Genomic DNA, 13,763 nt, shown 5'->3' on the forward strand with positions numbered 1-13,763 from the left:
AGCCTGTCGATATTGCAGCGCACACAAACTGCGACTTGCACGATGGGCGCAAAATCTGGTCTAGGGAGCCACGCGTCTGGTTCGCGCAAGGTCAAGACCCATGAAGATCGCAATCCTCGGCGCCGGCGTGATCGGCGTGACCACCGCCCACTACCTGGCCCGCCAGGGGCACGAGGTCACCGTCATCGACCGCCAGAGCGGTCCCGCGCTGGAGACCAGCTTCGCCAACGCCGGCGAGATCTCGCCCGGCTATTCCTCGCCCTGGGCGGCGCCGGGCATCCCGGCCAAGGCGGTGAAGTGGCTGTTCATGCGCCACGCGCCGCTGATCCTGCACCCCCAGATCAACGCCCCGACCGTGCGCTGGCTTCTGGCCCTGCTGCGCAACTGCACCTCGGCCCGCTACGCGCTGAACAAGGCGCGCATGGTGCGTCTGGCCGATTACAGCCAGGTGGTGCAGACGGCGCTGAACGAGGAACTGGGCCTGGAGTACGACCACCGGACCCAGGGCACGCTGCAACTGTTCCGCACGCAAAAACAGCTGGACGGCATCTACAAGGACACCGAGGTCCTGCGCGAAGGCGGCGTTCCCTTCGAGGTGCTGGATCAGGACGGCTGCATCGCCGCCGAGCCGGGCCTGAAGGCCACCCGCGACCTGTTCGTCGGCGGCCTGCGTCTGCCGCGCGACGAGACGGGCGACTGCTTCAAGTTCACCGTCGCCCTGGCCGATCACGCCGCCGCGACGCAGGGCGTGACCTTCCAGTACGGCACGACCATTCAGGGCCTGATCGGCGAGGGCGGCCGGATCACCGGGGTCCAGACCGACAAGGGCGTGGTCACGGCCGACGCCTATGTGCTGGCGCTGGGCTCCTATTCGCCGATGATGGTCAAGCCGCTGGGCATGACCCTGCCGGTCTATCCGGTGAAGGGCTATTCGATCACCGCCCCGATCATCAATGAGCTGGCCGCGCCGGTCTCGACCATCATGGACGAGAGCTACAAGGTGGCCATCACCCGCCTGGGCGACCGCATCCGCGTCGGCGGCATGGCCGAGATCGCCGGCTTCTCCGACGCCCTGCCCGAGCGTCGCCGCAACACGCTGGAGCACTCGGTCGGCTCGCTGTTCCCCGGCGCGGGCGACCTGAAGGCGGCGAGCTACTGGTCGGGCCTGCGCCCGATGACGCCGGACGGCACGCCGGTCATCGGCAAGACCAAGATCGACAATCTGTTCCTGAACACCGGCCACGGCACGCTGGGCTGGACGATGGCGTGCGGCTCGGCCCGCGTCATCGCCGACCTGATCAGCGGCCAGACGCCCGACATCGAGACGGCCGACCTGGGCATCGCGCGTTACGGCTGACCCCACCCTTCTCCCGTTGCGGGAGAAGGCGCTCAGGCTCTGGCCTTCATCGCCACGGCCTTCAGGCCGGTCAGCAGCTGGTCCGTCGCCGCATCGCGTTCGCAGCCGGCGTTGAGGATCAGCCGCAGCGCCTGCACGTGCACCTGCACCGGCGGCCAGTCCCAGGCGTCCGCAGACGTCATGCGGTCCGCGACGTCGGCCAGGCTGTACCCCGCATCGAACAGCGGTCCGGTGTCGAAGAAGCCCGCCAGATCGACAACGCGCGACGCCAGCCGATAGACCTCAGCGGCGGACGCCTCCGGACGCGCGGCGCACAGGGCTTCCAAGCCAGCGACAGCCGCCTCGATCTCAGCCATGACCTCCGCCCTGTGATGGCCCAGGCGTTCGTTGGCGCGGCGCTCGACGTCGCTGAGCGTGCGACCGCCCGGCTGAGCCATCTGCTGCGCCAGGGAGGTCTGGATCTTGGTCGTCACGGCCTCGGTCACAGCGTCACCCTCTGCGGCTTCAACAGCATGTCGATATCGGCCTGGTCCATATTCTCCTCAACCGCGTGGCCGATATGGGCCGACAGGTCGCCCTTGCGGCGTCCCGCCATGCCTACAGGCGGGCCGAAATTGCGCACGCGCCGGTCCGGACCCACGTAGGTTTCGCACTCGACGAATTCGCGCTCATCGCGCGCCAGCCACAGGATGCGCTTCAACAGCACAGCCGGCGTCAGGGGCTTGGTGATGACGAAGCTGACGCCGCAGTCGCGGCCTTCCTGCACCTTGGACTGGGAAGCGTGGCCGGTGACCAGGATGACCGGCGTATAGCGCATCGGCGCCGGCGTCTCGCGCCTGAGCCAGCGGGTGAAGGCGTAGCCGTCCATCTCGGGGTCGCCGCAGTCGATCACGATCAGATCGACCGGACGCTTCTGCAGGACCTTCACCGCCTCCACGGCCGAGGGGCGTTTGATCTGCTCCTTGACACCGAAGCCCTGAAAAATCGAGCCGAGCATGTCCAGCGCCTGCGGCGTGTCGTCGACCAGCAAGACCGTCGACTGCTCCAGATTGATGCGGTCGTCGGCCATTAGCTCAGAACAGTTGCAGCACGCCCGCAGGCGGGGCGTCGGGGTCGGCGGCGTCCGGATCGTCGGCCGGCGTCGCTGCCGGGCGCGCGCGGTGCGCCGTTTCCTGCATCCGCTCGGCCATCTCGGCGAGCGGCAGGGCCGCCAGGGCGGTGTCCATCGGCTGTTCGTCGGCCACGGCCTGAGCCAGTCCGGCCAGGGCCTCGATGCGCTGGGACAGGACGTCGAAACTCTGGCTGCGCGTCAGATAGCTCAGCCGCGTCTCGGCCGGCAGCTGGCGCAGCAGCTCGGACACCAGGCCGCCGGCCGCCTCGATCTCGGCGCGGATGTCCGCCAGTTCGGCCGCCATGGCGGCCAGCAGGTCGCGATTGTCCGTCTCGGCCATCAAAACAGCTCCAGATTCCCGGTCGCCACGGGCGTGGGCGACGGCGTGGCGGGCGGCAGACTGGCGCCGTCCGTCACCGCGCGCTGCCGCGCCCGACCGCTGACCGGCCAATAGTGAAGGCGACGCCCCCCGGCGCCCCTCAGACTGCGGCTGACGACGGGGATGCCCTCGTCCGCCAGGAATTTCTCGGCGAAATCGGCGTTGGCCGCCCCGATGTCGGTCAGGGCGTCGAACATCCGGCCGCCGCCGAACAGCTTGGCCTCCAGCCGGTCGCGCCGTCCACCCGCTTTTAGCACGTCGTTGATCAGCACTTCCATCAGATAGGCGCCGTAGCGGCGGCTGGCGCCCGCGTCGGCCCCCGCGCCTTCGGGCAACAGGAAGTGATTCATGCCCCCGACGCCGGCTTCCGGATCGCGCAGGCAAAGGGCCACGCAGCTGCCCAGGACCGTAGTCAGCACCACCTCGGGATCGGACGACACATAGTGATCGCCCTGCCCCACGTGCACGCGCCGCTCGACCGGCTCCTGAGCGGCCGCGCCGATCACGTCAGCGGGCCGAAGACCGCTTCCAGCTTTTCTTTCAGCTGGGCGGTGGTGAAGGGCTTCACCAGATAGTTGTTCACGCCGAATTGCACGGCGCGCTGAACCAGTTCGCGGTCAGCCCGGCCGGTCAACATGATGAAGGCCGTCTTTGACAGCGGCGGATGCGCCCGGATGGCGCGCAGCAGGCTGAGCCCGTCCAGGTTCGGCATGTTGAAGTCCGAAATGACCAGGTGGACCGGCTGGACCAGCAGGGACCGCAGGGCGACCTCGCCGTCCGGCGCCTCCTCGATGTCGCGCATGCCGATCTGCTGCAGGCTGGTGCGGACCAAGGCGCGCATCGTCAGCTGATCGTCGACGACAAGGGTGCGGATGGCGGAGGCGGCGGGCATGAACGTCCTTACGCGACAGACTGGGGCGCGGCCGTGCGGGCGGCGCAGGATTCGAGGATGGCCGGGGCCATGCGGGACAGGGGCAACTGGCGCTCGACGGCGCCGATATCGAAGGCGGCGCGCGGCATCCCATAGACGACGCAGGACGCCTCGTCCTGGCCCAGGGTGCGCGCGCCGGCCTGGCGCATGGCCAGCAGCCCCTTGGCTCCGTCCTTGCCCATACCGGTCAGGATGACGCCCGTCATCGGGCGGCCCAGCTGGGCGACCGAACCGAACAGCACGTCGACCGAGGGGCGGTGGCCGTTGACCGGATCGGCGGCGACCAGGCGGCAGCGCCCGCCCGAGGCGACGAGGTGCGCGTCCCCGCCCGGCGCGATGTAGACATGACCCGGCTTCAGCGGCGCGCCGTCCTCGGCCTCGCTGACCGTGGCGGCCGAGGCCTTGTTCAGGCGGGCGGCGAAGTTCTTGGTGAAGCTGGCGGGCATGTGCTGGGTCACCAGCGTCGCCGGACAGTCGGCCGGGAAGGCCGACAGGATGGTCAGCAAGGCCTCGACCCCGCCCGTGGACGAACCGATGGCCAGCACATGGTTGGGGTCGGCGTGATAGACGCCCTCGTGCCCCTGAACCGCGCGGGTCTCCAGAGGCCGGACGCGCGAGCGGGCGGCCACCTTCACCTTCTCGGCCAGGTCGCCGAAGGCTTCCTGAACCGGCACGCCCGGCGCCGGCTTGGCTACGGCGTCGACGGCGCCGACCTCCAGCGCAGCCAGGGTCACGTCGGTCCCCGCATGGGTCAGGGTCGAGACCATGACCACCGGCATGGGCCGCAGCCGCATGATCTTCTCCAGGAACTCCAGCCCGTTCATATTGGGCATTTCGACGTCCAGGGTGAGGACGTCGGGGTTGAGCTCCTTGATCTTGGTGCGCGCCTCCAGCGGATCGGCGGCCGTGCCGACCACGGTGATCTCCGGATCGCGACGCAGGACGGCGCTGATCAGGCTGCGCATGGTGGCGCTGTCGTCCACCACCAGGACCGAGACGGCGCTCATGCCCCGGCTCCCTTGACGTAGGTGGTCAGTCCCGCCGGTTTCAGTGCAGCCGCAGCCGGACCCGTCACCCGCTCGGAATGGCCGATGTAGAGGACGCCGCCGGGGTTCAGGATCGGCGTGAACCGGCCCCAGACCCGCTGCTGGGTCGCGTCGTCGAAATAGATGACCACGTTGCGGCAGAAGATGACGTCGAAGCGGCCGCGCATCGGCCAGTCGCCGATCAGGTTCAGCTCCTTGAACGTCACCAGACGCCGCAGCGCCGCATCGGCGCTGAACCGGCCGGGCGCGCCTGCGACCGGCTCGAAATGCTTGCGGGCCGCCGCCGGAACCGGGGTCAGCAGGTCCTCGGAATAGACCCCCGTCGCGCCCTCCGCGACCATGTTGGGGTCGATGTCGGTGGCCAGGATGCGCACGTCCAGGTCGGCCGCTTCGGGCAGGACGTCCAGCACCGTCAGGGCCATTGAGTAAGGCTCCTGCCCGTTCGAGCACGCGGCGGACCACAGGCGCACGCGCCCGCCCGCCCGCGCCTTGGCGGCCAGCTCCGGCATCACCGTGTCGCGCAGATGATCGAAGTGGTGCGGTTCGCGGTAGAAGCGGGTGACGTTGGTGGTCAGGGCCGCCATCATCGCCTGGCGCTCGTCCACGCCCTCGACCCCGTCGATCAGGGCGCAGTAGTCGCGGAAGCTGCGCAGCCCCAGCAGGCGCAGCCGCTTGGCCAGGCGCGAATAGACCAGCGCGGCCTTGCCTTCGCTGAGGGCGATGCCCGCGTGGGCGTGCAGGGTCTGGGCGATGTGACGGAAATCCTCGGCCGTGAAGACGAACTCGCCTTCGACCAGAGCCTCCCGCCCGGCGACGCTCGTCATGCCGCTTCGGCCTCGCTTTCCGGCAGGACGTGGTCCAGGTCGATCAGGCTGATCATGCGGCCGCCCTCGACGGCGAAGATGCCCTTCACGAAGGACTTCACCTGCTCGCTGGCCACGTCCGGGGTCGGCTGGATGGCCGCGTCCGACAGCTGCACGATGTCCGACACCGCATCGACCAGCAGGCCGACCAGACGCGAACCGACATGGGCCACCATGATGACGTGGCGTTCGGTCGGCGCGCTGGTTTGCAGGCCGAAACGCGCGCCCAGGTCGATGATCGGCAGCACGACCCCGCGCAGGTTGATCACGCCCTTCATATAGGCCGGCGAGCGCGGCAGGGGCGTGGCCGGGGTCCAGCCGCGGATTTCGCGCACGCTCATGATGTCGACGCAGAATTCCTGCTCGCCAATGCGAAAGGCGATCAGTTCGCGGTCGGTCCCGGCGACGTTCGGGCTCAGGGTTTGTTCAATCGGGGTCATGGTCTCAGCTCGCCATCTGCAGGTCGGAACGCGACGGGGTTCGGGAACGCTTGGCGGTGACCAGGGCGTCGATGTCGAGGATCAGGGCCACGCGGCCGTCGCCCAGAATGGTGGCGGCGGCCACGCCCTCGACGTGGCGATAATGGGTTTCCAGGCTCTTGATGACGACCTGGCGCTGGCCGTGGATGGCGTCGACCAGCAGGGCGGCGCGCTGGCCGCTCTCGGTCTCGACGATCATCACCACCGCGCCCTTCAGGGCCGCCGGCTGGTCGCGGAAGCCCATGGCCTGCGCCACATCCACCAGCGGCACGAAGGCCTCGCGGAAGCGCAGCACTGGATCGACCCCGCCGACGTAGTGGATATCGGCTTCGCTCGGCGTCAGGCTTTCAACGATCGCCGCCAGCGGCGCGACCAGGGTTTGTTCGCCAGCGCCGACCACCATGCCGTCCAGCACGGCCAGCGTCAGCGGCAGGCTGAGGGTGAAGGTCGAGCCCTTGCCCAGCACGGAGCTGATCGAGATGCGCCCGCCCAGCGACTGGATCGAGCGGCGCACCACGTCCATGCCCACGCCCCGGCCCGACAGGTCCGACACCTCGGTTGCGGTCGAGAAGCCGGGCAGGAAGATCAGATTGTCGATCTCGTCGTCTGACAGGACCGCGTCTTCGGCGATCAGGCCGCGCTCGACGGCGATGCCTCTGACGCGCGGGCGGTTGATGCCCTTGCCGTCGTCTGAAATCTCAATGACGATCCGGCCCGAGCGGTGCAGCGCCGCCAGGCGGACGGTCCCTTCGGCCGGTTTGCCCGCCGCCAGACGCTCCTCCGGGCCTTCCAGCCCATGGTCGATGGCGTTGCGCAGCATGTGGGTGATCGGGTCGGACAGGCGCTCGACCACGGTCTTGTCGACCTCCGTGTCCTCGCCGGAAGTGACCAGCTTCACCTTCTTGCCGGTGGCCTCGGCCGCCTCGCGCACCAGGCGCGGCATCCGCTGGAACACCGACTTCACCGGCTGGGCGCGGATGGCCATGACGCTGTCCTGAATCTCGCGCGTCAGCAGCTCCAGGTCTTCGAGACCCAGGCCGATGTCGGACGAGCGGGCCAGACCGCTCTCGGTCACGCGCTGGGCCAGCATGGCCTGCTGGATGACCAGTTCCCCGACCGCATTGATCAGGCGGTCGACCCGCTCCAGATCGACGCGGATCGTCACCGGCGCCGCGGCGGCGGGCGCCGCCTGCACAGGCGCCGGAGCGGCGGGCGCAGGCTTGGCGGCGACCGGCGGCGGCGCGACAGGGTCAACCACAGGAGCGACCACAGGCGTCGCGGCGACAGGCGCGGGCGCCTCGGTCGGCGCAGCGCCGACCGAGGCCAGCAGGGCGGCGATGTCCAGTTCCGACGATGCAGCGCGCGCCAGAGCCGAGGCGTCGCTTTCCGCCTCAACAGCCGTAGGCGCAGCTTCGGCGGGGCCGTCGCCGGACAAAGGCGTGATGCTCAGGTCGCAGTCCATCTCCACGAAGTCGAAGACCTCGCGCACCTCCGCCTCGCTGGCGTCGCCGTCCAGTTCGATGGTCCAGATCAGATGGCTGTCGGTCGGCTCCAGCGCGTCCAGCAGCGGCAGGCCGCTGTCGTCCAGCTCGACCCGCGTCGGGCCCAGGCGCGCCAGTTCGCGCAGCAGCAGCCCGGTCTCATTGGCGCTGGCGTAGAGGCGCGGATGCGGGCGGAAGACGATCTTCCAGCCGCCCGCAGCGGCCGAAGCCGACAGGTCAGGCAGAGGCGCTGGAGCGGACAGGGGCGCCAAAGCGGCCAGATCCGGCAGCGGCGGCAGGTCGGGCAGATCCGGCAGGCCCGCCGGAGCCTCGAACGCCCCCAGATCCATCGCCACCGGGGTGAAGCCGAAGTCATCCTCTTCCGGCTCGGCGGCCGCGACCGGGGCGGTGCCGCCATAGGTCAGGGCCTCAAGCTCGGCGACCAGTCCCGCCGAACGCGCGGGATCGACGGGCGCGCCCGCGCCGCGCGCGGCGGCGACGTGGTCGGCCAGCACGTCGGACGCGCGCAGCAGGGTCTTCACCGTCGGATCGTCGCACGGCTTCCGGCCCGAGCGCAGCTCGTCCATCAGGGTCTCGAAAACGTGGGCGAAACGGACCAGATCTTCCAGCCCGAAGGCGCCCGCCCCGCCCTTGACCGAATGGACGGCGCGGAAGACGGCGTTGATCACCTCGATGTCCGTCGAACCGGACTCCAGCGTCAGCAGATTGCCTTCCAGATCGGCGAGCAGCTCCTCGCACTCCTGAAAGAAGGTCGCCTTGATCGCCTCGAACGGATCGTCGCTCATCGCCCCACGCCCCTTTTGCTTACGCCGCGACGCGACGCACAGCGTCAACCAGGCGCACGGGATCGAACGGCTTGACGATCCAGCCGGTGGCGCCGGCCTCGCGGGCGCGCTGCTTCTTGGCGGCGTCGCTCTCGGTCGTCAGGACCAGCACGGGAACGGCGCTGAAGGCCGGGTCGGCCCGCATCCCCTCGATGAAGCCGAAGCCGTCCATACGCGGCATGTTGATGTCGGTGATGACGATGTCGGGGCTTTCGGCCTGAAGCACCTCCAGACCGTGGACGCCGTCCTCGGCCTGGACCACCCGATAGCCGGCGTCCTTGAGCGCCAGCATCAGCATGTCGCGCATGGTGCGCGAGTCGTCGACGGTCAGAACGGTCTTGGTCATTGCGGGGCGTCCTATGCGCAAAGATCGGATGGCGAAGCGCCGAAGGCGCTCCATTGGGTCGTCATGGCCTCGGAGGCATTGATGAAGGTCAAAGCCTGGCCGTCGGCGCGCCACGTGCGGATCGCCGACAACAGCAGCTGAAGGCACAGCCCGCCCAGCCGCTCGACGCCCGAGCCGTCCAGCGTCAGGGCCTGCCCCCGCGCCGCCAGCAGCTCGCCCTTCAGCGGCTCGGCCGCGCGCAGGTCCAGAACCGAGGCCAGAACGACCGTGGCCGTCATCAGAACTCCTCCCAACCGTCTTCGACGAGATCGGCTTTCAGAGCCGCGCCGCCGCGCCCCATGGTGCGCAGGGCCGCCACCGTCTCCGCCACCGGCTGGGGCGCGCGCTGGACGGACGACGACGGTTCAATGCCGCCGAAGACAGCGACCGGCTCAGGCAAGGCCGGCTTGGCCGCGGGCGCGCGCAGGGACGCCGCCTGCGCTCCCTTGAGCTGGTCCACCTTGAAGTGCGCCACCGACGCGGCCAGGACGTCGGCTTCCTGAGCCAGCGAATGGCTGGCGGCGGTCGATTCCTCGACCATCGCGGCGTTCTGCTGGGTGACCTGATCCATCTGGTTCACGGCCGTGTTGACCTGTTGCAGGCCGGTCGCCTGCTCCTGAGCCGAGGCCGAAATTTCCGACATCAGCCCGTCGATCTCGGCCACGCCAGCGACGATGCGGCCCAGGGCCTGGCCGGTCTGGCCGACCAGGTTCACGCCCTGCTCCACCTGACGGCCCGAGGCCGTGATCAGGGTCTTGATCTCCTTGGCCGCCTCGGCCGAGCGCTGGGCCAGGGCCCGGACTTCCGAGGCCACCACGGCGAAGCCGCGACCGGCGTCGCCCGCACGCGCCGCTTCGACCCCTGCGTTCAGGGCCAGCAGGTTGGTCTGGAAGGCGATCTCGTCGATCACGCCGATGATGGCGCCGATCTGGTTGGACGACTGCTCGATGGCCGTCATGGCGGCGACGGCGTCGCTGACCACCACGCCCGAGGCCTCGGCCTCATTGCGCGCGGTCTGTACGGCGCGCGAAGCCTGACGGGCGCCGTCGGCCGTCCGGTTCACCGTGGCGGTGATTTCATCCAGAGCGGCGGCGGTCTCTTCCAGGCTGGCGGCCTGCTGCTCGGTGCGCCGCGACAGGTCGTCGGACGCCTGGCTGATTTCGCCGGAGCCCGAGCGGATGGCGGCGACGTTGCCGACCACCACGGCGACCGCCTCTTCCAACTGCGAGATGGCCGCGTTGAAATCGCTCTTCAACTGTTCAGCCTTGGGCGCGACGGCGACCGTCATCCGATGCGTCAGGTCGCCATTGGCCATCGCATTCAGGCCCTGGGCCAGGGCGGTGATGGCGACGCGGTCCTCTTCGGCCGCCTTGGCCTTTTCGGCCTCGACGCGGGCCCGCTCTTCTTCGACTGCGCGACGCTGGGCCGCTGTCTCGGCTTCGAGAGCGTCCTTGGCGATGGCGGCGTCCTTGAAGGTCTGCACGGCGGCGGCCATCTGGCCGACCTCGTCCTTGCGGCCGGCGGCCGGCACCGGAACGGAGGTGTCGCCTGACGCCAGGCGGCGCATGGCCGTCGTCATCGCCGTCAGCGGCTTGGCCAGGACATTGGTCAGCATCACCGCCATGCCCGCCGCGAGCGCCAAGGCCAGCACCAAGCCGCCGATCAGGACGGTGCGGGCGGTCCTGGCGGCCGACACCTGCTTCTCGGCGTAAACGCGGCTTTCCTCGACCTTGCGCGCGATCAGCCCGTTCAGCGCCGTCTCCGCCGGATCGATAAACTTGTCGGCCTGACCGTCGCGGCCCACCGCAGCGATGGCCTGCATCCAGCCGGACTGGTCCGCGACCATGACCCGACCGCGCTGGACCACCTGTTTATTCCACTCGTCCGCAGCCGTGCGGGCCGCGCGCGCCTGAGCGGCGCTCGAACGGTCCAGTTGGACCAGACGGTCCAGGCTCTGATTGAAGCTCTTGCGGTGCTCTTCCACCCGCTGCAGGTAGTAGGGGTCGCGCGACACCAGGAAGCCGCGATAGCTGGCTTCCTGGCGCGCCAGATAAAACTGCGCCGCCTCAGCTTCGCGCTGGACCACGCCTGCGCGCGCACGATCATTGCGCGCCGCATCGAGCGCATTGATCTGCAAAAACACCGTCAGCCCCATGGCGACGATGGCGAGGATCACGACCGCAAAGGCCGCCATCAGTTTCTTTTCGATCTTCAGGTCGCTCAACATGGCGTCCATCTAAGTCTTCCCCCGTGAAGATTCTCTTGAGAGCCGAACCGGCTTTCGATCAGAAGTTGCAGCTGGGCGCCCCCATCCGGCGCCCTTCATGGCCAGCGCCGACATCATGGCTGTCGCCGCCTCGCCGAGCGTTGGACGCCCGCCACCCGCTCAGGTTGTGTATTGCCGCGTGCGCTCTTGCCCGGCCGATAGCCGGCTTCGTCGCTGACGGCGTTGCGCCAGTCGCCGACCGACTGCGCCGTCTGGAGTTGCAGCAAAACCGGCTCTGTCCAGAGCCGCTGCGTAAAGCCCGCGCGCCGTTCTGGCGGGGACTGAAACATGAAAGGACATTCGGACCTCTTGTACGTGAGGCCTTCTTGCCGAGCAGTTCCGTATGGAATCGTAAACTGACGCCTACGTATAAACCCGCACTCCGGGGCGCAGAGCTATCGGCCGCAGGACGGACATCTGTTGATAGCGCCACTCGCCCCCACTGGACGGGTACAGTTAAGCAACAGCGTTAACGCTAAAAAGAGTATCGTCGTTATACTCAGAAATGACGCTTTCTGTCCTCTCAAAACGCAATGGCGCTTATTGCAACCTTCACAGCGAATATTTAGAACGCGCCGGCGGCTAGATTCCCGCGATGTCGCAACGAAAGATCTCGGCCCCGGTCGGGCGGCGCGAGGAGGACTTTCGATTTATTCCGCATTAGATCGTCACCCGGTCGCATCGTATCGCGCGCCTCACGCCTGGGCCGCGGCTCTGGCGTTTTCGGTGCTGACGGGGGTCGTCCTGCTGATCGCCATGGCGGCTCCGGCCGAACCCGAGGCGGGCGTTTGGGCGCCACGGACCGATCTGCCGATCCTGGCCGGCGCCGTGCTGACCCTGCTTTCGACGCTGAGCCTGATCGCGGCTTGGCGTCAGGACCGCGACATGGCGCGACAGCTGACGGCGCGCGACGCCATGCTGCATGCCGCCTTTCTATCCACCCCTGCCCTCACCTTGAGCCGGGACGGCCTGATCCAGCGGATGAACGGCGCCGCCGTCGCCCTGTTTGGCCTGCCGCGCGAGGCGGCGCTGGGGCGCGCCTTTGCGGATCTGACGACCGAGTTCGACATGGACGCGGTGCTGCGGGCCGGCGCCCAGGCGGGCCAGCTGGAGGCCCGTCACGGCCACTGGACCGGGCGCCGAGCGGACGGTTCGACCTTTCCTCTCAGCCTGCGTTTCGGCCTGATCCCGCCCACGCCCGGGCCGGGCGGCGCCGCGTTGGAGCATGTGGCGCTGGCCCTGACCGATCTGACGCGCTCGCACGCGGCCGAGGCCCAGGCGCGCGAACTGCACGCCCAGCTCAACAAGGTCTGGCGACTGAACTCCCTGGGCGAGATGGCGGCCACCCTGGCCCATGAGCTGAATCAGCCGCTCAGCGCCGCCACCGCCTATATGCACGCCAGCCGCGCGGAAATGCTCAAGGCGGGCGCCGCCGGCGAGGCCGCCCGGCGTCCGCTCGATCTGGCCAAGGAGCAACTGCTTCGCGCCGGCAGTCTCATTCATCGGATGCGCGAGCTCCTGACCATCGAAACCAGCGTGCTGGGGCGAGAGCGCGTCTCCTCCATGATCGAGGATCTTGCCCCGATCCTGCAGATGATCGGCCAGGACCGGAACGTGCAGGTTCGCCTCGACGCCGAGGCCGAGAACGACCATGTCCGCGCCGACCGGATCCAGTTCCAGCAGGCTCTGGTCAATCTGGTGCGCAACGCCGTCGAGGCGGCGGCGGAGCGACCTGGCGGCGGCGCGGTCAGCGTCACCGGACGGGTGGAAGGCCCCGTCTACCGCATCACCGTCGAGGACAACGGCCCCGGCATCGCCGAGGCGGACGCCGAACGCATCTTCCAGCCGCTGACGACCACCAAGTCGGGCGGGATGGGGCTGGGCCTGTCCGTCACGCGCACCATCGTGGAGCGTCACGGCGGCGCATTGTCGGCGCGCAGAAGTCCGACGATGGGGGGCGCCGCCTTCGCCTTCGCCCTGCGTCGTCATGAGGAAGCCGCGCAGTGAGCCGGTCCGTCTTTGTCATCGACGATGATCACGCCGTGCGGGACTCCCTGCTGGCCCTGCTCCGCGCCGACGGCGTGCGGGCGCGAGGCTTCGCCGGAGGCGCCGACTTCTTCGCCGCCTTGCCGGAGGACGCCGCCGCCTGCGTCATCACCGATGTTCGCATGCCCGGCATGGACGGCGCCGAACTGGTTCGCCGTTTGATCGAGCTGCGCGGCGACGCCTGGCCCATCATCGTCATCACCGGCCACGCCGACGTGACCATGGCGGTGCAGATGATGAAGTCCGGCATCGTCGACTTCATCGAGAAGCCGTTCGATCCCGAGCGTCTGATCGAGGCGGTGCGCGGGTGCCTGAACCGGCTGGATGACCTGGACCAGCGCCAGCAGGCCCGCCAATCGGCGCAGTTGCGTCTGGGACGCCTGACCCCACGCGAGCGGCAGGTTTTCGACGCCCTGGTCGCCGGCCTGTCCAACAAGGAGATCGCGTTGCAGCTGAAGATCAGCCCGCGCACGGTCGAAGTCTTCCGCGCCAAGGTCATGGCCAAGATGGAAGCCGACAGCCTGTCGGCCCTGGTGCGCATGGGGCTGATGCTGACCTAGACCATTGCAGCCCC

The 13,763-nt window shown here is 68.8% G+C and carries 15 protein-coding genes; 3 read left to right on the plus strand and 12 right to left on the minus strand.

All coding sequences use genetic code 11. The annotated features are described in order from the left end of the window. Positions 1-76: 76 nt before the first annotated feature. The gene (locus H9656_RS07445) at positions 77-1,357 is read left to right on the plus strand and encodes a D-amino acid dehydrogenase (RefSeq protein ID WP_404821557.1); all 1,281 of its coding nucleotides are present in this window, start codon (positions 77-79) and stop codon (positions 1,355-1,357) included. Positions 1,358-1,389: 32 nt separating this feature from the next. On the opposite strand, the gene H9656_RS07450 is transcribed toward H9656_RS07445, so the two are convergent. Genes H9656_RS07450 through H9656_RS07505 form a run of 12 tightly spaced genes read right to left on the minus strand, consistent with a single transcriptional unit; the run spans position 1,390 to position 11,113 of the window. After that, positions 1,390-1,842, minus strand: a complete 453-nt coding sequence (locus H9656_RS07450) for a chemotaxis protein CheE (RefSeq protein ID WP_191743521.1) — start codon at positions 1,840-1,842, stop codon at positions 1,390-1,392. Further along, positions 1,839-2,426 carry a response regulator gene (locus H9656_RS07455; protein WP_191743522.1) on the minus strand — a complete coding sequence of 196 codons (588 nt, stop codon included), beginning with the start codon at positions 2,424-2,426 and terminating at the stop codon, positions 1,839-1,841. The genes H9656_RS07450 and H9656_RS07455 overlap by 4 nt, the downstream gene beginning before the upstream one ends. A gap of 4 nt (positions 2,427-2,430) precedes the next feature. Further along, a complete protein-coding gene (locus H9656_RS07460; RefSeq protein WP_191743523.1) occupies positions 2,431-2,808 on the minus strand; it encodes a hypothetical protein in 378 nt (125 codons plus the stop codon). Then, positions 2,808-3,353, minus strand: a complete 546-nt coding sequence (locus H9656_RS07465; RefSeq protein ID WP_191743524.1) for a chemotaxis protein CheD — start codon at positions 3,351-3,353, stop codon at positions 2,808-2,810. Before H9656_RS07465 ends, H9656_RS07460 begins: the two co-directional genes overlap by 1 nt. Continuing rightward, complete coding sequence (locus tag H9656_RS07470) at positions 3,350-3,739, minus strand: response regulator (protein WP_191743525.1); 390 nt, start codon at positions 3,737-3,739, stop codon at positions 3,350-3,352. Before H9656_RS07470 ends, H9656_RS07465 begins: the two co-directional genes overlap by 4 nt. Positions 3,740-3,747: 8 nt before the next feature. Continuing rightward, a complete protein-coding gene (locus H9656_RS07475) occupies positions 3,748-4,785 on the minus strand; it encodes a protein-glutamate methylesterase/protein-glutamine glutaminase (protein WP_191743526.1) in 1,038 nt (345 codons plus the stop codon). After that, positions 4,782-5,648, minus strand: a complete 867-nt coding sequence (locus H9656_RS07480) for a CheR family methyltransferase (RefSeq protein ID WP_191743527.1) — start codon at positions 5,646-5,648, stop codon at positions 4,782-4,784. Before H9656_RS07480 ends, H9656_RS07475 begins: the two co-directional genes overlap by 4 nt. Continuing rightward, positions 5,645-6,127: a chemotaxis protein CheW gene (locus H9656_RS07485; protein WP_191743528.1), complete on the minus strand. Its 483-nt coding sequence runs from the start codon at positions 6,125-6,127 to the stop codon at positions 5,645-5,647. Before H9656_RS07485 ends, H9656_RS07480 begins: the two co-directional genes overlap by 4 nt. 4 nt (positions 6,128-6,131) lie before the next feature. Further along, positions 6,132-8,453 carry a chemotaxis protein CheA gene (locus H9656_RS07490; protein ID WP_191743529.1) on the minus strand — a complete coding sequence of 774 codons (2,322 nt, stop codon included), beginning with the start codon at positions 8,451-8,453 and terminating at the stop codon, positions 6,132-6,134. Positions 8,454-8,472: 19 nt separating this feature from the next. Then, positions 8,473-8,838, minus strand: coding sequence for a response regulator (locus H9656_RS07495; protein WP_003169188.1), 366 nt, complete (start codon positions 8,836-8,838; stop codon positions 8,473-8,475). An 11-nt stretch (positions 8,839-8,849) separates the two neighbouring features. Next, positions 8,850-9,116 carry an STAS domain-containing protein gene (locus H9656_RS07500; protein ID WP_191743530.1) on the minus strand — a complete coding sequence of 89 codons (267 nt, stop codon included), beginning with the start codon at positions 9,114-9,116 and terminating at the stop codon, positions 8,850-8,852. Next, a complete protein-coding gene (locus H9656_RS07505) occupies positions 9,116-11,113 on the minus strand; it encodes a methyl-accepting chemotaxis protein (RefSeq protein ID WP_191743531.1) in 1,998 nt (665 codons plus the stop codon). The genes H9656_RS07500 and H9656_RS07505 overlap by 1 nt, the downstream gene beginning before the upstream one ends. A 756-nt stretch (positions 11,114-11,869) precedes the next feature. Here H9656_RS07505 and H9656_RS07510 point away from each other — a divergent pair. Beyond that, positions 11,870-13,150 (plus strand): two-component system sensor histidine kinase NtrB, encoded by a 1,281-nt coding sequence (locus tag H9656_RS07510; RefSeq protein WP_318240606.1) that lies wholly within the window; start codon positions 11,870-11,872, stop codon positions 13,148-13,150. Further along, positions 13,147-13,749, plus strand: a complete 603-nt coding sequence (locus H9656_RS07515) for a response regulator transcription factor (protein WP_191743532.1) — start codon at positions 13,147-13,149, stop codon at positions 13,747-13,749. Before H9656_RS07510 ends, H9656_RS07515 begins: the two co-directional genes overlap by 4 nt. Positions 13,750-13,763 lie beyond the last annotated feature (14 nt).

The sequence above is a fragment of the Brevundimonas guildfordensis genome (genome assembly GCF_014836405.1).
Classification (GTDB): Bacteria; Pseudomonadota; Alphaproteobacteria; order Caulobacterales; family Caulobacteraceae; genus Brevundimonas; species Brevundimonas guildfordensis.